Source organism: Demequina pilifera, from assembly GCF_048814985.1.
GTDB lineage: Bacteria > Actinomycetota > Actinomycetes > Actinomycetales > Demequinaceae > Demequina.
In genome coordinates this window covers 562,723-584,123 of record NZ_JBMDTW010000001.1, presented here as the reverse complement: position 1 = coordinate 584,123, position 21,401 = coordinate 562,723, and the positions used below count along the sequence as shown (strand labels likewise).

Here is a 21,401-nt window from a genome sequence, read left to right as displayed (position 1 = left end):
GTGAGCGTCTCTCGCCGGTTGTGCCGGAGGCGCCCCCACCCCGAAAGCAGGAGCAGATGACGCACAAGCTCGTGATCGTCGAGTCGCCCACCAAGTCGCGCACCATCGGCGGCTACCTGGGTGCCGACTACGAGGTGGTGTCGTCCGTCGGCCACATCCGCGACCTCCCGCAGCCCAGCGAGATGCCCGCCGACAAGAAGTCCGGATCGCTCGGCAAATTCGCGGTCGACGTCGAGAACAACTTCGCGCCCTTCTACGTGGTGAGCCCGGAGAAGAAGAAGCTGGTGGCGGACCTCAAGCGCGCGCTCAAGGGCGCCGACGAGCTCTACCTCGCGACTGATGAGGACCGCGAGGGAGAGGCGATCGCGTGGCACCTGCTCGAGGTGCTCAAGCCCAAGGTTCCGGTGAAGCGCCTGGCATTCCACGAGATCACCCGCGAGGGGATCGAACGCGCTCTCGCCAACCCGCGCGACATCGACATGGAGCTGGTCGAGGCCCAGGAGGCCCGCCGCGTGCTCGACCGCCTGTACGGCTACGAGGTCTCGCCGGTGCTGTGGCGCAAGGTCCAGCAGGGCCTGAGCGCCGGCCGCGTGCAGTCCGCCGCGCTGCGCCTGGTCGTGGACCGCGAGAAGGAGCGCATGGCGTTCCAGGCCGCGGAGTACTGGGACCTGACCGCCACCTTCAGCGCCACCGAGGGGGCCGATGCGGGCAAGGACTTCACCGCGCGCCTCACCACGGTCGACGGCAAGCGGGTGGCGACCGGCAAGGACTTCGACGACCGCGGCGTGCTCAAGAACTCGAAGGTGCACCACGTGACGGCCGGGGAGGCCGGAGCCCTCGCATCGGGCCTGTCGCACTCGGACTACTCCGTGGCGAGCGTCGAGTCCAAGCCGTACAAGCGCCGCCCCGCGGCGCCGTTCATCACGTCGAGCCTGATCCAGGAGTCCAGCCGCAAGCTGCGCCTCGGAGCGCGCCAGGCGATGGGCGTCGCGCAGGGCCTGTACCAGCGCGGTTACATCACGTATATGAGGTCGGATTCGCCCGCGCTGTCAGGTGAGGCGATCCGCGCCGCTCGCGCGCAGGCCGCGGAGCTCTACGGCTCCGACTCGGTCGCGTCCTCGCCGCGCATCTACGCCAGCCAGGACACGAATGCGCAAGAGGCGCACGAGGCGATCCGCCCCGCCGGCGACAAGTTCCGCACGCCGGCCTCGGTGCGCGGGGAGCTGTCGGGCGACGAGCTGCGCATGTACGAGATGATCTGGAAGCGCACCGTCGCCTCGCAGATGGCCGATGCGATCGGCAGCACCTCGACCGTGCGCATCGGGGCGAAGACCTCGGGTGGGCACGCGGTCGAGTTCTCCGCGTCCGGCACCATCATCACGGCGCCGGGATTCCTGGCGGCCTACGAGGAGTCCAAGGAGCGCTCGCGCTACGAGGATGAGAACAAAGAGGCGACGCAGGACAAGGACAAGCGCCTGCCGCAGCTCGCCGAGGGCCAGAAGGTGGACGCCGAGGACCTCGAGCCGATCACCCACTCGACCACGCCGCCGCCGCGCTTCACGCAGGGCGGCATGATCCAGGAGCTCGAGGACCGCAAGCTCGGTCGCCCGTCCACGTACGCCTCGACGGTGGACGTGCTGGTGGCTCGCGAGTACGTGCGGATCGACAAGCAGACCCTGGTGCCCACGTGGATCGCCTTCGCGATCGTGCGCCTGCTCGAGCAACACTTCCCCACGCTCGTGGACTACGCGTTCACCGCGGAGATGGAGGCCGGCCTGGACCGCATCGCCACGGGCGAGCGCGACCAGGGGACCTGGCTGCACGAGTTCTACTTCGGTAAGGATGGCGACGGCCCCGAGGGGCTGAAGAACCTGGTCGAGTCGCTGGGCGACATCGACGCCAAGGCCATCAACACGTTCGAGATCGGCGAGGGCATCGCCGCGCGTCCGGGACGCTACGGCCCGTACATCGAGCGCACCGTGGACGGCGAGCGCGAGACGGCGTCCATCCCCGAGGACCTGGCACCCGACGAGCTCACGGTCGCCAAGGCACTGGAACTCTTCGAGAACCAGGGCGGAGACGAGCGGTCGCTGGGCAAGCACCCCGAGACCGGGCACGAGATCGTCGCGAAGGGCGGTCGCTACGGGCCCTACGTGACCGAGGTGCTGCCCGAGGATGCGAAGGGCAAGCCCGCCACGGCGAGCCTGCTCAAGTCGATGTCACTCGACACGGTCAAGCTTGAGGACGCCGTGCAGCTGATGAGCCTGCCGCGCGAGGTCGGCACCGATCCCGAGTCGGGCGACGTCATCACGGCGCAGAACGGCCGCTACGGCCCGTACCTCAAGAAGGGCACGGACTCGCGCTCGCTCGAGACCGAGGACCAGATCTTCACGGTCACTCTCGAGGAGGCGCTGAAGATCTACGCCGAGCCCAAGCGCGGCCGCGGCCGTCCCGCCGCCAAGCCGCCGCTCAAGGAGCTGGGCGAGGACCCGATCAGCAAGAAGCCCATCGTCATCAAGGACGGCCGGTTCGGCGAGTACATCACCGACGGCGAGACCAACGTGACGATCCCGCGAGGCGACACCGTCGAGGGGATGACCTCCGAGCGCGCGATCGAGCTCCTGCAGGAGAAGCGCGCCAAGGGACCGGCCAAGAAGAAGCGCGCCCCGGCGAAGAAGAAGCCGGCCGCGAAGAAGGCCGCGCCCAAGAAGAAGTAATCTGCAGCATTCCTCACACGGATGTGACGGTTGGGGTGCATGGGTCCGCTGAGGTCGACGCATCTGCACCATGCGTCACGCGCTTCACAACTGTGTGAGGATCGCTGCACCCCACAACCCTTTCCGCGCATCGGCCGTTTGTATGCCGACGAGAGGGGCACACGTGACCGCGGATGACGAGCTGCTGGGCGAGATGCTCGAGCGCGCGTCCAAGCGGCTCGCGGCCTACGGCTACCTGCTGACGGGCTCGCAGCACTCTGGCGAGGACCTGGTGCAGGACGCGATCGTCAAGGTGTTCGTGCGCCGGCGCCGCATCCCGAACGCCGCCGCGGCCGAGGGCTACGTGCGCGCCGCGATGCGGACCCTGCACCTCGACGGTCTGCGCCGCGACAAGTTGTGGCGTCGGCTCATGCCCGGGCAGGCCGTCCGTGACGCGCAGCCCGACGACACGGAGCGCATTCATGCGGCCGATGCGGTGGGCAGGGCGCTCGGCGCGCTCAGTCCGCGTCAGCGCACCGCGGTGGTGCTGCGCTTCTATGACGACCTCACGGTCGCGGACGTCGCGCACGAGATGGGCCTCGCTGTTGGGACCGTCAAGAGGTACCTCGCGGATGCCCTCGACCGGCTCGCGGTCGAGGTGGGAGATGACGCGACGTTCGATGTCGAACGCGTCGCTGTGGTCGAGACGGAGGGCCGGTCATGAATCTTCACGATGAGCTGGGAAGGCATGGGGCCGATGCGGTCGCGGAGTCCGCGCGGCGCTTGAGTTCGAGCGACGTGCGTTCGTCGCTGGGGGCGCGGGTGCGACGGGGGAGGCGCCGGCGCGCGGTCGGCGGCGGGGTTGGGGCGGTCGCCGGGATCGCGCTCGTGGCGGTCGGAGCGTGGAGCGTGCTGCCGGGACTCGGCGCGGATGATGCCGAGCCCGCGGAGACTCCGTCCGGTACGGCCTCGCCTGAAGCCATCGACGGCGCCGTCGAGTACGTCATCGATGAAGAGGCCCCGATCTCCGATGCCGTGCCCCGCGACATGGCCGGTCTTGGCTGCGGCGACACCGCGGCGCTGCGCTCGGGCATGCTGGTGTACGACGAGGGCGCATTCGGACTGTCTGTGAAGTCGGAGCCCGGGATGCGGTCAGATGACGGAACCGTGGTTGAGGGCATTGACTCGGTGTGGGCGGGCTATGAGCTGCCATTCCTCAACACCACGGTGGTGTGGGGCGAGAACACGGACATTACGATGACGGCCCATCCATTCGTGCTTCACGATGGAGAAGTTGTAGGGGTGGGAGACGCCGCTTCGATGAGCGATGTGCCGGTTGACTTCGAGCGGGTTTACGTGCCATTGCCAGGGGAGTGCGGAGCGGGCCAAGGTGAGACGGATGCCGCCACCGTGGGCTATGCGGATGGCCGCTACACGCCGCTCGTAGTCGTGGAAGCTCGGCTCCCGGATGGGACGCCAGCGGCGACGTTCGTCTTCAGCGCTGGCGACATCGAGTACACCGGCCTGGGCGAGCCGGAGGTCGAGAGTTCACCTGATGTCGACGGCCGCGCTGGGCTCGGGACCGATGGCTACCTGGCGAACCACAATATGGCGGTGCAGCTCGGAGACTTCTCGTGCACCGGCACTCTCCAGGCCAAGGACGTCGGGGACCCCTATGCCAGTGGAGAGGGATCGGGCTCTCTTCCCGTGCCGATCCCGAGCTGGATTGAGACAGGGCGGCTCTACGGCTATGGGGACGATGCCCTCGTGGGCGGCTATCCGATCCCGCTGGGACCGGACGCCGTAGGCCCCGCCGACGCGATCGTTGCCGGGGAAGCGCGGCTGATCCTGACTGGAGACGCCGGTGACACCTGGGTGTTCGATGCTCGTTGGTCTGAGCGGGATGACTTGCCTCACGATGAGCCGGGCTGGTTTGTCGAGCTGGGCCAGGTGTGGGACTGCGGGAGCCCTGACCTCATCGAGTCCGGCGAGTACGAGGCGCGCCTGCTCTACGAGGGCTCCGGTGAGGAACCGCCCTTCACCGCGGTGCTGAAGCCGATCACCATCGTCAACGGGGTGCCGTCCCTGCCTGAGATCGACGCGCAGGGCTGAGCGGACCCAGCCCGCGCATCGGCCGCCAGGCGCCTCTTCCCGCCCCGCTGCACCGAGACGCGCGTTGCCCCCTCGCATAGGGTGGAAAGTGCCGGAGCGAAGAAGCGCCGGCATCGTCGAAGGGAGAGACCGATGACGGAACCACAGGAGGATCCGAACCAGACAGGTCGTTCGGCTGACGACGCGCGGGCCGCTGCGCGCGGCGAACGTGCCCAGCGCGGAACCCGGCGCACGACGGCGCTCGTCGGAGTCGTCGTGGCCATCGTTCTCATCTTTGTCGCAGTGTGGGCGCTGTCGCTCTGACGCCAGAGTGATGGTGGGGCCGGCATAGAGGCGTGCCCCGAGCCGCGACCGAGCGCGCCAAGTCGCACCCCACCCCTGAGGCCCTCCCAATCGTCTCTATGGTGTGAGGGACATGAGACAGGCAGACATCGCCCAGGTGGTCGCGGACGTGTACCGCGAGGCCGGTTCGCGCCTGGCCGCCTATGGCTACGTGCTGACCGGCTCGCATCACGGCGCGGAGGAGCTGGTCCAGGCCGCGGTCGTGAAGACCCTGGTCAAGCGGCGCCGGCTCGATGACCACCGCGCCATCGAGGGCTACGTCCGCGCGACCATGCGCACCCTCCACATCGACGGGATCCGCCGCGACGCCACGTGGCGGCGGCTGATCCCCAAGGTCGCCTCGAGCGATCCCCACGAGCATGCCGACGACGTCGAGGACCACGACGAGATCAGCCGCGCGCTCGCGGCCCTCCCGCCGCGCGTGCGCACCGCCGTCGCGCTGCGGTTCTACGACGACCTCACGGTCGCGGACATCGCCATCGCGATGCATCTGAGCGACGGCACGGTCAAGAAGTACCTGGCAGAGGGCAGGCAGCGGCTTGCGCCCGTGCTGGGGGTGAGCGACGAGGATCCCGAGCGGATGCCCGTCGTCGAGAGGAGCAAGCCATGAGCGACTTCCACGACGCGCTTCGCAGCGCGGCACGGCGGCACGGCGAGGCAGTGGCGCCTGGCCTTTCGGCCGATGCGGTCGTCGCCTCGAGCGTCCACGGCATCTCACGCGGTCGGCGGCGCCGGGCAGCAACTCAGGCAGGGGTCGGCGCGCTGGGCGTGGCGGCGATCGGCGTGGCGGGGTGGCTCGTGCTGCCGCTGGCGGGACCGGGGGAGTCGGAGCCTGCTGGGCCCGACGACGCGGTGAACGCGGGGCCGTGGCGCTACGAGGTGGGTGCAGACCCCGAGGCCTATCCCATCGAGGAGCCGTCCGTGATGCTGAACGGTGGGGACGAGGTGATGTGCGGGGACGAGTTGTCGCTCGAGCCTGGCGTCACGGTGCACGACCCGGACGCCTTTGGCCGGCAGATCTACCAGGAGGCGGAGCTGACGACATTGGGCGAAACCGTCGGCACGCCTACCGCCGAGCCGCGGCCGCTGAACTCGGACGACCCGGACGGAATCATGACGGGCTGGGATCCCAACCAAGCAACCTGGGACGGCGCGATCGGGGGCCAGCTCGTGGGCACCGAGACCGTATCTCTGCTCATGGACGGCGACACCGTCGTGGGGCACGCGTTCGGCTCGAGTTTGAGCGCCTCCTGGGACGGCCTCATGGAAGGATCAGGTGGCGGGTCGATCCCGCGTGAGGGCCTGTGTGAAGGCTCGGAGTTCACCATCGAGGAGCTCTTGGAACTCGAGCACGGCGATCCCATGGACACGCTGCTGGTGACACAGTTCTGGGGAGGGTCCGAACGCGGCGAGAGGGTGGCGCTCGGCGAGCGTGTGCTGCTTGCGACCATCGTCTTCGACCCGAACGAGCCGGCCAACACCACGGAGGCGCCCAGCCGCGACGAATTCACGTCGTCACCGGAGCCCACGGGCGGTGCCTCTGCGGGTCCCGAGCCGACGCCGGGTGTGGTGGATTCGGCGGAGCTGCAGGCGCCCGAAGACGACGAGTACCAGGCCTTCGTGGTCGAGCGTCCACAGCCGGGATGCTCGCCGCTCGCGGACTTGCGTGCTGCGGGTCGCCCCAGCGCGAGCGACCCCCAGTACACGGTGGAGCTCCCGGTTGTCGCCGAGGATCTCACCGGAGAGCTCTGGGGAGCTGAGCCGGTGTTGACGAAGTCGACCGATGTCGGGACTTGGTATTTGAGTCACGGCGCTTGGCTCGTGGCCGACGAGGTCAGTGCGGGCATTCAAGACCCGTACCTGGAGTGGGTCGGCGACTACGAACTTCGCTCGGGCGGGACCGACCCGCTGCGCGGCGATGATTGCGCCTACGTCGAGCCCATTCCGGAGATCGGCGGTGCCGTGTTCCTGGTGATCGACGGCGTGGATACGAGTGCGGTCAGCGATCTGGACAACGCCGATGCCCACCAGACCTGGGTCTACCTGGGCGAGGCCGACTGACTGCCCTGTGCGGACCCTCCCGAACATCTGGCGAGCGGACTCGCCTGGCCCAGCCCGCGCATCGGCCGGATGGACCGGGGTGTCGGGGTTGAGGATGTTCAGGACGGCCTGGTGGAGGAGGTTGAGGCGCGGCGTGCGTCGGCCCTTGCCGTCAGCGCCAGCCGCCAGCCCAGCCAGATCAGCCAGCCGGGCATCACCCCCATGGTCAGCGCCCGCTGCCACCAGCCGAACCCGTCGGCGTCGGCCGTGGGCGCGATCGTGAAGGCGATCAGCAGCCCCAGAGTCACCAGCGCCAGCACCAGGTGCGCGACCGTGAGGCCCTGCAGCCGTGTGCCGCGGAAGAGCCACGCCGCGAGGAGTCCGAACACGATCAGCGCGCTGAACGCCACCAGGCCGCCGATCTTGTGGAACACGTCCTCGGGGGTCGGGTCGCCGGTGAAGCCGAACTCGTCCGTGCGCCACATTCCGGCGACGAGCAGCCCGAATCCCACGACGAGCAACAGCGTCCGCAGCACGGCGCCGGCGCGCGTCTCGCGCAGGGCGCGCCGCAACGAGATCGCGGCCGCCATCCACCCGAAGCCGAACACCACGAACGCCGCCTGCATGAGCCACTCGTAGTCGCCGTGCCCGTAGTGGCTGATGTAGCTGCAGCACGGCTCGAGCTCGGGACGGATCCAGTGGAAGGCCAGCGACACGAGCAGCCAGAAGAGCGTCGCGTAGATCGCGCCCAGCCCCAAGGCCGATGCCGACAGCGGCACGCGCTGCGACCTGCGTGGACCTGCGTCGGTGCCGGTCATCTGGGCCCCCTCTCTCGAGGTCGTGCCTGATACCTCTGACGTTACTCCTCGCGCGGTCCGCCCGCCGCCAGCCGCCGACACTACGTCGCGTTCCTCACACGGCTGTGACGGATGGGACGAGCGGGTCTGGTGGGGCATGCGCAGGCGCCCCACGGGTCACTCGGTCCACATGTGCGTGAGGAACGCTTCAGGGCGCGGGGCGGACTTCGGCCGGCAGATGCGCGTGCGGCTGGGTCGCGAACTCCTCCTGGGGTGCGTCGCGGGTCAGGCGCCACCCAACGGCTGCGAGCGCTCCCGGGATCACCACCGCCGCGAGCAGGCGTTGCCACCACCCGAACCCGCCTCCCGCGACGGCGGGCCAGGCGTTGAAGGTCACGAACAGCACGAGCGTGGTGAAGCCGAATGCCAGTGACGGGACAGCCCAGTCGCGCCACGCATCGGCGCGGCGGGCTGCCCACCACCCCACGAAGCCGATCGCGATGAAGCACAGGAACGCCAGGCCAGCGGTGCGGGAGTGGATGAGGCCCTCGAGAGAGGGATCGGTGGTGCCCAGCGGATCGGCTCGAAAGACACCGGCGAGCACCATCCCGGTGGCGGCGAGCGCCCCGAGCACCGCCAGCGCGGTGGCTCCAGAAGCAGGAGCCAGCACCCGCCGCAGCCCGAACCCGGCCGCCGCCCAGCCCGCCGCGTTGATCAGGAACGCCGCCTGCATCACCCACGCCCAGTCGCCGCGCGCGTAGTTGCTGATGTACGCGTCGCCGGGCGCGAGGTCGGGGCGGATCAGGTGAAACGCCGCGACGGTGCCGATCCACACGACGGCGCCGACGATCGCGACCACGCCCAGCACGCGCGTGGAGGGGGACATAGTGCTCATGCGACAGGTTCGCACGTCGACGCCCGGCGGTTGGGTCGTCCACTTCTGCACACGGCTGTGACGGGTGGGAGAGCAGCGGCGGGTGTGCAGCCACACGGGCCCCACGAGTCACAGGCTCATCAGGTGTGTGCAGAAGTGGTGGGAGGCACGGAGAGAGGGATCGCTAGGCTGGCGGCATGAGTTCAGACACCCACTCCACGCCCACCTACGACCAGACGGCGATCTGCCCGGACCCGATGGCGGCCCCGGCCTACCGCTGGGGGATCATGGGCGCCGGCGGCATCGCCCGCAAGCTCGCGGACGCCGTGACCCAGTACACGCAGTCCGAGGTGGTGGCGGTCGCATCGGCCTCCAGCCTGGAGCGCGCGCAGGCCTTCGCCGACGAGAAGGGCATCCCTGCCGCCTACGGCAGTTACCAGGACATGCTCGCCGATGACAGCATCGACATCGTCTACGTCGCGACCACCCACAACAACCACCACGAGCCCGCGCTCCTGGCCATTGAGGCCGGCAAGCACGTGCTCGTCGAGAAGTCCTTCACGCAGAACGAGGCGCAGGCGCAGTTGATCGTGGACGCGGCCCGCGCCAAGGGCGTGTTCGTCATGGAGGCCATGTGGGCCCGCCACCTGCCGCACATGTACGCGGTGCGCGCGGCGATCGCGCGCGGCGAGATCGGCCAGGTCGTCTCCGTCGGTGCCGACCACGGCCAGATGCTCACCCACGTCGAGCGCATGGTGCGCCCCGAGCTCGCGGGCGGCGCGCTGCTGGACCTGGGCGTCTACCCGATCGCCTTCGCTCACGACATCCTGGGCGTGCCGGACACGATCACGGCGGTCGGCCGCCTGCGCGACACCGGCGTCGACGGCCAGGTGTCGATGGTGTTCGAGTACGACGGCGCGCAGGCCAGCCTCACCACCACGATGGAGGCGCGCACGCCGGGCACCGCGCACATCGGCGGCACGGAGGGCGCGATCGAGATCGACGGCCTGTTCTACACGCCCACCACGTTCACGCTGTTCCGCCTCGACGGCACCTCGTGGACCTACGACGGAGTGTTCGACAACGGCTTCCAGTACCAGGCCGCCGAGGTCGCGCGCCTGGTAGCCGCGGGCAAGACCGAGAGCCCGCTGCACACCCTCGACGACTCGCTCGAGATCATGCGCATTCAGGACGAGGTCCGCGCCCAGATCGGCGTGGTCTACCCAGGCGAGAAGTAGCGCCGATGCGCTCGCCCAGCCCGCGCATCGGCCGCACCTAGGCAGGTTGATGGGCACGTAGCACGACGAAGGCGCCGGCCCCGCAAGGGGACCGGCGCCTTCGTTGCGTGCAGGGTGCGGTCAACGCACCACCGGCATGACCGACTCTGCGCGGAAGAGGAACGCCGCGATCGCGTCGCGGGTGATCTCTTCGAAGGGTCGGTACTCGGGCCCGTCGGGGGTGTCCCAGCCGGTGGACAGGCCGCTGTCGCTCATCCAGGCGATCGCCTCCGCGTGCTCGGAGTAGTCGCCGGAGGTGGTGTCGCGAGACACGTCGACGAACGGATCGTCGGCGGGAGCCGCGGCTGCGTCACTCCACCGGAACAGGAACGCCGCCACCGCGTCGCGGGTGATCTGCTCGGTGGGACGGTACTCGTGGCCGCCGTCGACGGCCCAGCCCTCGGCGAGCCCCTCCTCGGCCATCCAGTAGATGGCCTCCCAGTGCTCGCTGTAGTCCGGGGAGTCGGGGTCGGAGGAGACGTCGACGAACGGCTCGGCCGTGGGCGAGACCACGGCCTCGCCGCCGAAGGCGCGGTAGAGGAACGCCGCCAGCGCGTCACGCGTGGCCCGCTCGAACGGCCGGTACTCCTGGCCGTCGGGCGTGCCCCAGCCCTGCACGATGCCGATCACGCCCAGGACCCCGATGGGGGCCCAGTGCTCGCTGTAGGCCGGGTTCGCCATGTCGCCGTGGACGTCGATGAACGGGTGCTCATCCGAGTGGGCGTATGAGAAGTCGGCGGCACCGTCGAGACTGGCCCAGTTGAGCCCACCGGCGGGTCCGTCGACCTGCCACTCGGCGTAGAGCACGCGGTCGTAGACGTAGTGCGTGAGGGTGGTCTCCTCCGCGAACAGGGTGTCCGACCCCACGATCGCGCCGCCGACGACGGAGTCGCCAGTGATCTCCAGCGACATGCTTGCGGTCTCGAAGTCGCAGGAGCCGTCCCCGCTGGTGATGGTGACGGCCTTGCTGACCGGCTCGACGTCGACCTCGATGTCGCCGCAGTACCCGGTGGGGTTCGAGACCCGGTTGACTGCCGTGAGCTCCGGGTCTTCGGTGATGGGCACGTCCTCGACGGAGAACACCATGGGCCCCTGGTCGGTGAGGAGATTCGGGTTGCCCAGCTCGACCGTGATGGATACGGAGCCTTCCTCCGCCTCGGCCGCGGTGGCGGCCGTGGCCCCGCCTGCGGATACGGCGATCCCGGTGGCGATGGTGGCGACAGCTGCGGCTGTCCTGGTGGCGATGGATCTCATGTTCATTCCCCTCAGCTTCGATGGCGAATCGCGGCCGCCCACATGCGCGCGGCCACGCTTTCGAAACTAACAACCGGCCGAGGGGTCGCGCAGGCGATTGGGAGCAGCGGGCTCCGTCTGTGAGCCAGATGTGAGCGGGCGGTGAGGACGACGCCGAGACGACCGAAGGCGCCGGCCCCCGCGGAGGGGACCGGCGCCTTCGTCGTGTGCGGCGGGATGCGCGACGCGATCACACGATGTCCGGGACCACCATGACCTCGGCGCGGAAGATGAACGCCGCGATCGCGTCGCGGGTGACCTTCGCGGTGGGCCGGTACTCGGCCCCGGCGGGCGTGTCCCAGCCTTCCGAGAGCCCGAAGGCGTGCATCCAGGCGATGGCCGTCGCGTGCTCCGAGTAGTGCTCGGATGCGGGGTCGCTCGAGACGTCGACGAACGGGTCGCTGTCGGGAGTGCCCGTCGCCTCGCTCAGCCGGAAGAAGAACGCGGCGACCGCGTCGCGCGTGATCTGAGCCGTGGGGCGGTACTCGTCGCCCTCGGCGGTGGGCCAGCCGGTGGACAGCCCCTCCTCGGCCATCCAGTAGATGGCCTCCCAGTGCTCGCTGTAGTGCGGCGAGTCGGGGTCCGAGGAGACGTCGATGAACGGCTCGGCGTCGGGAGAGACGGCGGCCTCCCCGCCGTAGAGGCGGTAGAAGAACGCCGCGAGGGCGTCGCGAGTGGTGCGGTTGTACGGCCGGTACTCGAAGGAGCCTTGAGGGGTCTCCCAGCCTTCCGAGATGCCCTCGGTGCCCAGGTAGTAGATCGGCATCCAGTGCTCGGTGTAGGTGGGGAGCGCCTGATCTCCGTGCGAGTCGATGAAGGGGAAATCGTCGGCGTCGAAGATCCAGAAGTAGGTCGTGCCGTTGAGGGTGGTGCCGGTCGCGTCGCCGTTCCAGTACGCGTGGAACGTCTCCTCGCCGACGCCTGCCTCGACGTCCACGTCGTCACCGTAGAGTCCGTCCTGGACCAGGTACGCTCCGCCGAGCGTGAAGCCGCCGGAGAGCTCCACGGTCAGGTCGGCGGCGACGAACTCGTCGGCGATGCCGCCGATGGCGATGCCGCCCGGGTAGCCGTCCAGATCGACGTCGACCTCGACCCCGCCATCGAGGTTCTCCGGGTCGTACACCACGTCTGCGGACGTGAGCTCGCTGTCTCCGCCGACGGGGACGTCCACGACCTCGAACGCCTTCTCGCCTTCGGGCCCGTAGAGATGGACGTAGATGGAGGCGAGCGTCTCCTCGTCGGGAGCGGCCGTGGCGGCGGTGGCGCCGCCCGCGACGGCGGCCGCTCCCAAGGCCATCGTGGCGACGGCGGAGGCCGTCCTGGTAACTGCGTTGCGCATGTGGGTTCCCCTCAACAGTGGTGTCCTGGGTGCGGACCGCGGCTCGGCGGCCCGCGTCCAAACGACGCTAGCAACGGGGTACGACGACGGCTATGGGAAGGAGTTTGCTACCCGGTTGCCGCTGCAGACGCCCGATGCTCCGTCAGTGTCCGCGCCCGCCGGTAGGTTGGTCGCATGACCGGATTCTTCGTGGTGTTCGAGGGCGGCGACGGTGTGGGCAAGTCCACCCAGATCGACTTGCTGGCCGGGCACCTGCGCGCCCCCGCGGGCGGCGGCTTCGAGGTGGTCACCACGCGCGAGCCGGGCGGCACCACGCTGGGCAAGGAGCTCCGCCAGGCGGTGATGCACGGCGACCACGTCGCCCCCCGGGCGGAGGCGCTGCTGTACGCCGCCGACCGCGCCCACCACATCGCCACCAAGGTGCGCCCCGCGATCGAGCGCGGCGCCGTGGTGGTGCAGGACCGCTACGTCGACTCGTCGATCGTCTACCAGGGCGGCGCTCGCGGGCTCGGAGACGAGGTCGAGCGCATCTCGCGCTGGGCCACCGAGAATCTGCTGCCGGACCTGACCATCGTGCTCGACATGGAGCCCGCCGCCGGGCGCATGGCGCGGGAGCTCGACCGCGTGGAGCGCGAGACGGGGGAGCACGCGGCGCTGATCCGTCAGGCCTTCCTCGACCTCGCCGCGCGCGAGCCCGCGCGGTACGCCGTGATCGACGCCTCGCGCGCCATCGAGGACGTCGCGAGCGACGTCTCGCGGGCAGTGGCCGATGCGATGGCTCGCTCAGGCCTCTGGACGGCCGATGCGCGGGCCGGGTCTTCGCCCAACCAGGCGGAGGGGCTCGAACCTTGGGGAACGCCGTGAGCGTCGCGCCATGAGTGTCTGGGACGAGGTGGTGGGCCAGGAGGTCGCGATCGCGCCATTGCGCGCGGCGGTCGCCGACCCCGCCGCGATGACTCACGCGTGGATCATCACCGGCCCGCCCGGGTCGGGGCGGTCGTACGCGGCCCGCGCCTTCGCCGCCGCGCTGCAGTGCCACGAGGGCGGCTGCGGCACGTGCCGCGCGTGCACCACGTCGCTCAGCGGCGCCCACGCGGACGTGACGCTGCTCGCCACCGAGAAGGTCACCATCAGCATCGACGAGGTGCGCGACCTCATCGCGACCGCGCAGTCGTCCCCCAGCGAGGGGCGGTGGCGCGTCATGGTGATCGAGGACGCGGACCGCATGACCGAACGCACCTCCAACGTCTTGTTGAAGTCCATCGAGGAGCCGCCGCCGCGCACGGTGTGGCTGCTGTGCGCCCCGTCGGCCGAGGACGTCGCGGTCACCATCCGCTCGCGCTCGCGGCACGTGCGGCTGCGGGTGCCCGACCCCGAGGTGGTCGCGCAGCTGTTGGTCGAGCGCGACGGCGTGGACCCGGATCTCGCCCGCCAGTGCGCGTACGCGTCGCAGAGCCACATCGGCATCGCGCGGCGCCTCGCGCGCGACCCCGCGGCACGGGGCCGTCGCGACCAGGTGCTCGCGCTCGCGACCGAGATCCGGGGAGTCGGCGACGCGGTGCTGGCCGCCGCCGACCTTGCCGCGGTTGCGGAGGCCGATGCCAAGGCCTCGACCGAGGAGCGCGACGTCGAGGAGCGCAACGAGCTGCTGCGCACCCTGGGCGCCGACGACGGCGGCCGGCTCCCGCCCGCGCTCCGCTCCCAGGTCAAGCAGCTCGAGGAGGACCAGAAGCGCCGGGCCACACGCCTCAAGCGCGACGTGCTCGACCGCGCCATCGTGGACCTGATGTCTCTGTACCGGGACGTCGCGTGCGTGCAGGTGGGCGCCTCGGTGCCGCTGGTCAACGAGTCCCACCGCGGCCACGTGGAGGGCCTCGCGGGGCGCACCACCCTCGCGGAGACCATGCGCTGCCTGGACGCGCTGGGCCAGACCCGCGAGCGGCTGGCGGGCAACGTCGCGCCGGTGCTCGCCCTCGAGGCGATGGCGCTCGCGCTGCGGCCCCGGGCCAGCGCCTAGGGTCACGGCCAGCCGGGGCGCGACGCGGGAGGGGCGCCGGCAGGAGGCCCCGCGGGATGCCAACGCCGCCGCGTCAGCGCAGTCTCGAGACGGGCAGTCACCGCCGCCGCCTAGGCTAGGCGCATGATTCGTCGCGTGCCCGCCCTTGCCCGCCTCGTCGCCGCATCGGCCGTCGCCGTGCTCGCCCTCGCGGCGTGCACGCCGGACAAGACGCAGGTCTCCCCGGACGATGCCGCACCCGACCCCACGTCCACGGAGACGCCCGCGCCTGGGGCGACTGGCGCATCGGACGTCTACGACCAGGAGCTCGAGTGGAGCGAGTGCGGGGACCTCGAGTGCGCGACCATCCAGGTGCCGCTCGACTGGAGCGAGAGCGAAGGCGACACCATCGAGGTCGCCCTGAACCGGCATCGGGCGCTGGACGAGGATGCGCGCCTGGGGTCGCTGCTCATCAACCCGGGTGGCCCGGGCGGCTCGGGGCTGGGGCTCACGGAGCCGTTCGTCGTCTCGGCGGGAGACGCGCTGCTGGACTCGTACGACGTCATCGGCTTCGACCCGCGCGGGGTGGGCGCGTCGACTCCGGTGCAGTGCGGCACCGATCAGCAGGTCGACGAGTACTACATCCCGGACCGGGTGATCGAGACGCAGGACGACCTCGACCAGGCCAACGCCGCGGCCGCCGACTTCGCCGCCCTGTGCCGCGTCGAGTCGGGCGCCGTCGTCGAGAACGTGGACACGGTCAGCGCGGCGCGCGACATGGACGTGATCCGCGCGGCCGTGGGCGACGAGCAGCTGAACTTCCTCGGATTCTCGTACGGCACGCAGCTGGGCGCGACCTACGCCGAGCTGTACCCCGAGAACGTGGGCCGGCTGGTGCTCGACGGCGCTGTGGACTTCCTGCTGCCGTCCGCGGAGCAGGCCAGCGGGCAGGCCGAGGGCTTCGAGAACGCCCTCACCAACTTCCTGCGCTGGTGCGGACAGCGCAACTCGTGCCCGCTGGCGGGCGGGGTCGACGCCATGAAGTCCCAGCTGAGCACGATGATGGAGCGCTCGCTCGAGGAGCCGTATCCGTCGGGCACCGAGTGGGGCGTGAACGGGAACCTGTTCGTGTACGGAGTGGTCGTGACGCTGTACGACGAGGCGTCGTGGCCGTTCCTCGAGCAGGCGCTCGCGGAGGTGGCCGGCTCGGGTGACGCGTCGATCATGTACGAGCTGGCGAACTTCTACCTGGACCGCGACGGGACGACGGGGGAGTACGCGAACAACTCGACGTGGGCGTTCACGGCGATCGGCTGCCTGGACGACGTCCCCGGCGACGAGTGGACCATCGACGACGTCGAGGACTTCCGCGCTCAGATGCTCGAGGCGTCGCCCACGTTCGGCTGGTGGTTCGCGAGCGGGGCGGGCTGCGACGCGTGGCCGTGGACGGCGGATCGGCACATCACGTCGCTCGACGAGGCCGCGACCGCGGAGCAGATGCTGGTGATCGGCACCACCAACGACCCGGCGACGCCGTACTGGTGGTCGGAGTCCCTGGCGGACCGCTTGGGCGCGACGCTGCTGACGTACGACGGCGAGGGTCACACGGCGTATGGGCGCTCGAACCAGTGCATCATCAACGAGGTCGACGCCTTCTTGGTGGACGGCGAGATGCCGGATTCGGGAACTCGGTGCTGAGCCGCTAAGATGGCAAACCGCACCGCTTGGTGCACGCCGCCTTAGCTCAGTCGGCAGAGCGATTCACTCGTAATGAATAGGTCAAGGGTTCGATTCCCTTAGGCGGCTCGTCTGGCCCCGGTCCTGCGACCGGGGCCTTTCGTATTCTCGGGCTGGGCCGGGCCTTTGCCATGTGCGCCAGCCCCGTTGCGGTAGGGGCGGTTGCGCTAGGGGCGGTTGCGCTAGGGAGCGGTGACCGGCTCACCGCGCGTGCCGTCGATGACCTCGCGGTCGCCCAGCGGCTCCTCGAGCGTGACCACGAACGGCGTGGGCGGGTTGCCCTGGCAGGTCTGGTCGCCGGACTCGGGCTCGACGCCGAGGGTCACCGTGACCGCCGCCGCGGTCTCCGTGTGAGAGACCAGCTCGATGCGTCCGTCCGCGGGCCGGCCTGAGTTGCAGCCGACCTCCGTGACGAGGAGGTGCAGCTCGGTGGTGTCCGCGGTGGGAGGGTTCGCCGGGTCAAGCTCCACCCTGGGGACGGTGAGGTCGCCCAGGTCGATCGTGAGGCTGCAGCCGCCCCCGGCCATCACGTACCAGCCGTCGGGGATGTTGGATGCGCCCTCGACGCGACGCACCTCGAGGAACTCGCGGTAGGTGCTGCCCAGGTCCTCCTGCGCGGCCAACTCCGCAGACGGCGGCCTCATGATGACGATGCCGTCCTCCCTGAGCTGACCGAGATACCAGGCGTCCGGGTCCTCGAGCTCCAGCGGCGTGCCGTCGTCGCGCACGGCCGCGTCGAGCATGGCCGCCGCGTCACCGGTGAGGTCCGCCACGGGAGTGGCCTCGGCGAGCACCTCGCCATCCAGGGTCAGGTGTTGGCAGAGGAAGGTCTCCGCGGCGTCGAACGGGGCCTGGGCCGTGGGCGAGGACGCCGTGGTCGGGGACGCCGTGGTCGAGGACGCCGTGGTCGGGGACGCCGTGGTCGAGGACTGGGAGGTGGGTGTGCTCGCGGGTTCCTGGGCTGCGGTCGCGCAGGCGGTGAGGGCCGATGCGGCAAGGACCACGCCGGCCAGGGTCGCCGTGGTGCGCAGGCGCCGTGAGCGGCGCGCGGCATCGGGCCCGGTGGTGAGCGGTGTCGCGGTCATGGTGTCTCCCTTGCTGGGGAGTATGGCACAGCGCACTCGGCCCCTCACAAGGTCCGCCGCCGCCCCCAACCTCCCCGTCCGGCACTCATTGTCGCCTGTGGCAGGTTTCGTCGCGCTGTCCGGCACTCACGGTCCTCCGGGATTCCCGAGCGCGCCAGATCCGACGCTCCGCCGATATCGCGGTGCGAAGCTGGGAGTGGGTGCGAGGGATGGCCCGGATTCCGGCGCCGCATCTATCGCAGTGACGAAAGCGACACTCCGAACCTTCTGCGCAAAACCGCGGTGGGCCAGCCTCCACGTGGTCCTCGCGCCGCGACTGCGCCACCGTGAGCCATCCACTACTTGACCAGGACCAACGAGGTATGTGGACCATGACGTCGGTGGTCGACACGGAGCCGCAACCGACGAGGCGGCAAAAGCCACTAAGCGGGCGAGATCTAAGAATGCACGTGCTCGTGTCTGCTTCGCGTCCGAAGTCACCTACAGTCGCTCGCATGGCCAGCACGGCCTACCCACCCGGTCAACCGATCGGGGTAGTGAAAAAGGCAAACCCGTCGCGAGGCGGGGACGCAAAGCAGACGGGACCCACGCGGTCGGCCGGGCTACCACAGAGGGAGCATTACCATGCAAAAAATCACTCGCACCATTGGTGTTGGCATCGCCACCGCCGCACTTGTCGGAGCCACTGCTGTTTCCGCATCTGCCGGGGACACCACGACAACTTTCTCGCTCGAGGGAGGCACGCTCTCTGTCGCCGCGGAAGGGAGCGCAACCCTGACGGTGGGACAGTCCGGCGCCACGGAAGTGAGCGGTGCCCTGGGCAACGTCGTCGTCACGGATGACCGCGGAGGCGTCACTGGCTGGGCCGCCGCCGCAGCCACGACCGTGTTCTCCAACAATGACGTCGACCCTGCTATGGCCACGGAGTCCACCGAAGTGAAGTATGCGACCGGCACCGTGAGCAAGACCGGAGAGGTCACGGCTGCTGGAACCCTCGAGCCCATGGTCATCACCGCGACCGCCGGCGACGTCGTCACGGCCACGGGGGTCAAGGGCAACAACACGGCCACTTGGAACCCGACCCTCACCGTCGTGCTGCCTGCGAGCAGCACTCACGGAACCTACAGCGGTACCGTCACGACCTCCGTGCTCTGAGGCAGAGGACCGCTTTGCGTCAAGCATTGATCGCGCTCGCACTGGCGGCCGGGGCTCTTGTCCCGGCCGCCGGTGCGTGGGGCGTTGCCGCCGAGTCGCAGGACGAGCCGTCCGGAGGCGTCGGAATCCGCCTCGTGGATGCCCCGGTGGCCACGGCAGAGAACCCGAGGGCGAACGTCTACATCATCGACCACGTCGCTCCGGGCACGGTCATCGAGCGTCGTGTCGAGGTGTCCAACAGCACGGGCGAGTCCACGATTGTGACGGTCTACCCCGCAGCCGCTCAGATTGCCGACGGCAACTTTGTGGGCGAGCCCGAGGCCACGCAGAATGAACTTTCCAGCTGGATTGCGGTCTCTCCCTCGGCGCCTGAGCTGGCGTCTGGGGAACAGGCCGAGGTCGACGTGGAGATCGACGTGCCCGCCGATGCGACAGTGGGCGAGCACTACGGCGTCATCTGGGCCGAGGTCACCGATGCGCCCGAGAGTGGCGGCGTCACCGCGGTCACTCGCGTGGGGATACGCATCTACCTTTCGGTCGGCGAGGGAACCGCTCCTGTATCGGACTTCACCATCGGTGGGCTGACGGCATCGCGCACTGACGATGGCTCGCCTTCCGTCGAGGCCACCGTGACGAACTCCGGTGAGAGGGCCCTCGACCTGACCGCGCAGGTCAGTCTCTCGGACGGCCCGGGCGGCGTATCGGCCGGCCCCTTCAGCACCGAACCTGTGACAACTCTGGGGATCGGGGAGAGCGCGCCGATGCGAGTGGACCTCGATCCCCTGCTGCCGAATGGCCCATGGCGCGCCGACGTCACGGTGACGAGCGGGCTGGAGGAGCGGTCGATCGAAGCGGAACTCACGTTCCCGGAAGCGGGGGCCACCGCTGAGGCGACCGTCGACGACGGTGTGCCGCTCGTGGTCGTCATCGCCATCGTGGTCCTCGCGGCGCTGGCAGCCGTGATCGGTGCGATCGTGTTCGCTCGAAAGCGCTCGCAGGCATCCTTGCAGGCCTGATCGCGCGCGTGCACCACCGGTCGGACTCTGGGCATAGGCGACAACCAGTGCCGGACAGGAGGTCGAGACCGGCGGTAGGCGTCAACCAGTGCCGGACAGGGGGAGTGGGTCAGGCCGCCGGGTCCGGGGTCAGCGTGTACTTGGTCTCGAGGTACTCGTGGATGCCCTCGGCGCCTCCCTCGCGGCCCAGCCCGGAGGCCTTCCAGCCGCCGAACGGCGCCGCGGCGTTCGACACCACGCCCACGTTCAGCCCCATCATCCCGGTCTCGAGCGAGTCGATCATGCGCTGCCCGCGAGCCAGCGACTCCGTGTAGACGTACGAGACCAGCCCGAACTCGGTGTCGTTCGCGAGCGCCACAGCCTCGTCCTCCGAGTCGAACGGCGCGATCGCGAGCACGGGGCCAAAGATCTCCTCGCGGAGCAGCTCGGATCCGGGCTGCACGTTCGCCAGGACCGTCGGCGCCAGGTACGTGCCAGGCCCCTCGATAGCCGAGCCGCCGGCGAGGAGCGAGGCGCCGCGCTCGACCGCATCGGCCACGAGCGACCCGGCCTTCTCCACGGCGTCCTCGTTGATGAGCGGGCCGATCTCGACGCCGTCCTCGGTCCCGCGGCCCACCCGCATGCCGGCCACGCGCTCGGTGACGCGGCGCGCGAACTCGTCCGCGACCGAGCGGTGCACGATGAACCGATTGGCCGCCGTGCATGCCTGGCCGATGTTGCGGAACTTGGCCTTGAGTGCGCCGTCGACGGCCTTGTCGAGGTCCGCGTCCTCGAACACCACGAACGGGGCGTTGCCGCCCAGCTCCATGGAGGTCCGCAGCACCCCGTCGGCCGCCTGCTTGAGCAGCGCCCGGCCCACCTGCGTCGACCCCGTGAATGACAGCTTGCGCAGGCGCGGGTCGCTGATAATCGGCTCGGACACGGCGCTCGATTCGGACGTGGTCACCACGTTCAGCACGCCGGCCGGGAGCCCCGCCTCCTCCATCAGCGCCGCGAACGCCAGCGTCGTCAGCGGCGTCAGGCTCGCGGGCTTGATCACCACGGTGCAGCCGGCGGCGAGGGCGGGCGCGATCTTGCGGGTGGCCATCGCGAGGGGGAAATTCCACGGCGTGATGAGGTAGCTCGGCCCCACGGGGTGCTGCGAGACGATGGCGCGCCCGGTGCCCTCGGGGGTGGGGCCATACCGGCCCTGCACCCGCACCGCCTCCTCGGAGAACCACCGCAGGAACTCGGCGCCATAGGTGACCTCGCCGCGCGATTCCGCGAGCGGCTTGCCCATCTCGAGGGTCATCAGCAGCGCGAAGTCCTCGGCCCGCTCGGTGAGCAGGTCGAAGGAGCGGCGCAGGATCTCGCCGCGCTCGCGCGCGGGGGTCGACTTCCAGGCGGGGAAGGCGTCGACGGCGGCGTCCAGGGCGGCGCGTCCGTCCTCGGCACCGGCCGATGCGACCGTCCGGATCACCTCGCCCGTCGCCGGGTCTTGCACGTCCAGGGTGGAGGCGTTGGAGGCGTCGCGCCACGTGCCGCCGATGAACAGTTGGTGGGGAACGCTGGCCAGCAGGGCGGTCTCGCGGTCGGTCATCACGGCTCCTTCGTTGGGCGTACGACTGGTCAACGACGGGATGGTGCGAAGTCATCCAACGAC

Annotated in this window: 18 protein-coding genes, 1 tRNA gene and 1 riboswitch; of the genes, 13 read left to right on the top strand and 6 right to left on the bottom strand. The window is 69.9% G+C overall.

The window, feature by feature from the left end; genetic code table 11:
• Positions 1-56: 56 nt before the first annotated feature.
• From topA to ACNI14_RS02550, 6 genes are all read left to right on the top strand, one after another.
• Positions 57-2,717 carry a type I DNA topoisomerase gene (gene topA / locus ACNI14_RS02575; protein ID WP_420518371.1) on the top strand — a complete coding sequence of 887 codons (2,661 nt, stop codon included), beginning with the start codon at positions 57-59 and terminating at the stop codon, positions 2,715-2,717.
• A 163-nt stretch (positions 2,718-2,880) separates the two neighbouring features.
• Positions 2,881-3,420: a sigma-70 family RNA polymerase sigma factor gene (locus ACNI14_RS02570; RefSeq protein ID WP_420518370.1), complete on the top strand. Its 540-nt coding sequence runs from the start codon at positions 2,881-2,883 to the stop codon at positions 3,418-3,420.
• On the top strand, positions 3,417-4,808 hold the full coding sequence (locus ACNI14_RS02565) for a hypothetical protein (RefSeq protein ID WP_420518369.1): 1,392 nt from the start codon (positions 3,417-3,419) through the stop codon (positions 4,806-4,808). Before ACNI14_RS02570 ends, ACNI14_RS02565 begins: the two co-directional genes overlap by 4 nt.
• A gap of 132 nt (positions 4,809-4,940) precedes the next feature.
• Positions 4,941-5,111, top strand: a complete 171-nt coding sequence (locus ACNI14_RS02560) for a hypothetical protein (RefSeq protein ID WP_420518368.1) — start codon at positions 4,941-4,943, stop codon at positions 5,109-5,111.
• Between the two features lie 112 nt (positions 5,112-5,223).
• A complete protein-coding gene (locus ACNI14_RS02555) occupies positions 5,224-5,760 on the top strand; it encodes an RNA polymerase sigma factor (protein ID WP_420518366.1) in 537 nt (178 codons plus the stop codon).
• Entirely contained in the window at positions 5,757-7,211 is a 1,455-nt protein-coding gene (locus ACNI14_RS02550) for a hypothetical protein (protein WP_420518365.1), read from the top strand. Before ACNI14_RS02555 ends, ACNI14_RS02550 begins: the two co-directional genes overlap by 4 nt.
• A gap of 98 nt (positions 7,212-7,309) precedes the next feature.
• Here ACNI14_RS02550 and ACNI14_RS02545 read toward each other — a convergent pair whose 3' ends face one another.
• Together ACNI14_RS02545 and ACNI14_RS02540 are read right to left on the bottom strand one after the other, a co-directional pair.
• The gene (locus tag ACNI14_RS02545) at positions 7,310-8,008 is read right to left on the bottom strand and encodes a DUF998 domain-containing protein (RefSeq protein ID WP_420518363.1); all 699 of its coding nucleotides are present in this window, start codon (positions 8,006-8,008) and stop codon (positions 7,310-7,312) included.
• Positions 8,009-8,195: 187 nt separating this feature from the next.
• Positions 8,196-8,882, bottom strand: coding sequence for a DUF998 domain-containing protein (locus tag ACNI14_RS02540; RefSeq protein ID WP_420518362.1), 687 nt, complete (start codon positions 8,880-8,882; stop codon positions 8,196-8,198).
• A gap of 176 nt (positions 8,883-9,058) precedes the next feature.
• On the opposite strand from ACNI14_RS02540, the gene ACNI14_RS02535 reads away from it, so the two are divergent.
• Positions 9,059-10,099 (top strand): Gfo/Idh/MocA family protein, encoded by a 1,041-nt coding sequence (locus ACNI14_RS02535; RefSeq protein WP_420518361.1) that lies wholly within the window; start codon positions 9,059-9,061, stop codon positions 10,097-10,099.
• A 120-nt stretch (positions 10,100-10,219) separates the two neighbouring features.
• Here the strand turns inward: ACNI14_RS02535 and ACNI14_RS02530 are convergent, their stop codons facing one another.
• Together ACNI14_RS02530 and ACNI14_RS02525 are read right to left on the bottom strand one after the other, a co-directional pair.
• Positions 10,220-11,392 carry an S-layer homology domain-containing protein gene (locus ACNI14_RS02530; RefSeq protein ID WP_420518360.1) on the bottom strand — a complete coding sequence of 391 codons (1,173 nt, stop codon included), beginning with the start codon at positions 11,390-11,392 and terminating at the stop codon, positions 10,220-10,222.
• Between the two features lie 229 nt (positions 11,393-11,621).
• Positions 11,622-12,770: an S-layer homology domain-containing protein gene (locus tag ACNI14_RS02525; RefSeq protein ID WP_420518359.1), complete on the bottom strand. Its 1,149-nt coding sequence runs from the start codon at positions 12,768-12,770 to the stop codon at positions 11,622-11,624.
• A 174-nt stretch (positions 12,771-12,944) separates the two neighbouring features.
• Here ACNI14_RS02525 and tmk point away from each other — a divergent pair, with 174 nt between their 5' ends.
• The 4 genes from tmk (at position 12,945) to ACNI14_RS02505 (ending at position 16,572) form a co-directional block, all read left to right on the top strand.
• Positions 12,945-13,634, top strand: coding sequence for a dTMP kinase (gene tmk, locus ACNI14_RS02520; protein ID WP_420518358.1), 690 nt, complete (start codon positions 12,945-12,947; stop codon positions 13,632-13,634).
• 10 nt (positions 13,635-13,644) lie between these two features.
• Positions 13,645-14,787, top strand: coding sequence for a DNA polymerase III subunit delta' (locus ACNI14_RS02515; RefSeq protein ID WP_420518357.1), 1,143 nt, complete (start codon positions 13,645-13,647; stop codon positions 14,785-14,787).
• A gap of 123 nt (positions 14,788-14,910) precedes the next feature.
• A complete protein-coding gene (locus tag ACNI14_RS02510; protein WP_420518356.1) occupies positions 14,911-16,464 on the top strand; it encodes an alpha/beta hydrolase in 1,554 nt (517 codons plus the stop codon).
• A gap of 35 nt (positions 16,465-16,499) precedes the next feature.
• Positions 16,500-16,572, top strand: a tRNA-Thr gene (locus ACNI14_RS02505).
• A 113-nt stretch (positions 16,573-16,685) separates the two neighbouring features.
• Here the strand turns inward: ACNI14_RS02505 and ACNI14_RS02500 are convergent.
• Entirely contained in the window at positions 16,686-17,588 is a 903-nt protein-coding gene (locus ACNI14_RS02500) for a hypothetical protein (RefSeq protein WP_420518355.1), read from the bottom strand.
• A 534-nt stretch (positions 17,589-18,122) separates the two neighbouring features.
• Positions 18,123-18,198, top strand: a riboswitch (cyclic di-GMP riboswitch).
• A 14-nt stretch (positions 18,199-18,212) separates the two neighbouring features.
• On the opposite strand from ACNI14_RS02500, the gene ACNI14_RS02495 reads away from it, so the two are divergent.
• Entirely contained in the window at positions 18,213-18,743 is a 531-nt protein-coding gene (locus tag ACNI14_RS02495) for a hypothetical protein (protein ID WP_420518354.1), read from the top strand.
• 26 nt (positions 18,744-18,769) lie between these two features.
• Positions 18,770-19,759 (top strand): hypothetical protein, encoded by a 990-nt coding sequence (locus ACNI14_RS02490; protein WP_420518353.1) that lies wholly within the window; start codon positions 18,770-18,772, stop codon positions 19,757-19,759.
• 109 nt (positions 19,760-19,868) lie between these two features.
• On the opposite strand, the gene ACNI14_RS02485 is transcribed toward ACNI14_RS02490, so the two are convergent.
• A complete protein-coding gene (locus ACNI14_RS02485; protein ID WP_420518352.1) occupies positions 19,869-21,338 on the bottom strand; it encodes an NAD-dependent succinate-semialdehyde dehydrogenase in 1,470 nt (489 codons plus the stop codon).
• Between the last annotated feature and the right edge of the window lie 63 nt (positions 21,339-21,401).

Excerpts from the sequence above, each read along its gene's own strand:
- topA (WP_420518371.1), top strand. The coding sequence starts at position 57 with ATGACGCACAAGCTCGTGATCGTCGAGTCGCCCACCAAGTCGCGCACC.
- ACNI14_RS02565 (WP_420518369.1), top strand. The coding sequence starts at position 3,417 with ATGAATCTTCACGATGAGCTGGGAAGGCATGGGGCCGATGCGGTCGCG.
- ACNI14_RS02560 (WP_420518368.1), top strand. The coding sequence starts at position 4,941 with ATGACGGAACCACAGGAGGATCCGAACCAGACAGGTCGTTCGGCTGAC.
- ACNI14_RS02555 (WP_420518366.1), top strand. The coding sequence starts at position 5,224 with ATGAGACAGGCAGACATCGCCCAGGTGGTCGCGGACGTGTACCGCGAG.
- ACNI14_RS02550 (WP_420518365.1), top strand. The coding sequence starts at position 5,757 with ATGAGCGACTTCCACGACGCGCTTCGCAGCGCGGCACGGCGGCACGGC.
- ACNI14_RS02545 (WP_420518363.1), bottom strand. The coding sequence starts at position 8,008 with ATGACCGGCACCGACGCAGGTCCACGCAGGTCGCAGCGCGTGCCGCTG.
- ACNI14_RS02540 (WP_420518362.1), bottom strand. The coding sequence starts at position 8,882 with ATGAGCACTATGTCCCCCTCCACGCGCGTGCTGGGCGTGGTCGCGATC.
- ACNI14_RS02535 (WP_420518361.1), top strand. The coding sequence starts at position 9,059 with ATGAGTTCAGACACCCACTCCACGCCCACCTACGACCAGACGGCGATC.
- ACNI14_RS02530 (WP_420518360.1), bottom strand. The coding sequence starts at position 11,392 with ATGAGATCCATCGCCACCAGGACAGCCGCAGCTGTCGCCACCATCGCC.
- ACNI14_RS02525 (WP_420518359.1), bottom strand. The coding sequence starts at position 12,770 with ATGCGCAACGCAGTTACCAGGACGGCCTCCGCCGTCGCCACGATGGCC.
- tmk (WP_420518358.1), top strand. The coding sequence starts at position 12,945 with ATGACCGGATTCTTCGTGGTGTTCGAGGGCGGCGACGGTGTGGGCAAG.
- ACNI14_RS02515 (WP_420518357.1), top strand. The coding sequence starts at position 13,645 with ATGAGTGTCTGGGACGAGGTGGTGGGCCAGGAGGTCGCGATCGCGCCA.
- ACNI14_RS02510 (WP_420518356.1), top strand. The coding sequence starts at position 14,911 with ATGATTCGTCGCGTGCCCGCCCTTGCCCGCCTCGTCGCCGCATCGGCC.
- ACNI14_RS02500 (WP_420518355.1), bottom strand. The coding sequence starts at position 17,588 with ATGACCGCGACACCGCTCACCACCGGGCCCGATGCCGCGCGCCGCTCA.
- ACNI14_RS02495 (WP_420518354.1), top strand. The coding sequence starts at position 18,213 with ATGCAAAAAATCACTCGCACCATTGGTGTTGGCATCGCCACCGCCGCA.
- ACNI14_RS02485 (WP_420518352.1), bottom strand. The coding sequence starts at position 21,338 with ATGACCGACCGCGAGACCGCCCTGCTGGCCAGCGTTCCCCACCAACTG.